The following is a 340-nucleotide window of genomic DNA, read 5'->3' as shown; positions in this document are numbered from 1 at the left end:
ATGCAGCCCGAAAGTGACGAACCTGAGACCCTGGCCACCGCAACCGCTGCGCTCAAGCAGGCTGAAGCGCCGAGCCCAAGGGCTTCAAAGGACGCATCCTCTGGGGCCACGTGGGCAACCGTTTCTGCCACCGCCAGATGTGGCTGCAGCTTGAGCTGCAATATGAGCGGGGGGCACCGACGCGGCGGCCAGGTTGGCGCGCAATCTGCTGCGCCTGAATCTGAACGACAACCGACGAACCCGGACTGACGGCCAGAGCCACGCGAGCTTTCATCGTATTCGCCGAGAAAGACATGGTCAGGTTCCCTCGCGAGCTGGCGACCGTGCTGTTCGCGCTGCC

The organism is Polaromonas sp. (genome assembly GCF_018780625.1).
In the GTDB taxonomy this organism is placed as follows: domain Bacteria; phylum Pseudomonadota; class Gammaproteobacteria; order Burkholderiales; family Burkholderiaceae_C; genus Polaromonas.
Note: the sequence above shows the minus strand (reverse complement) of the source record.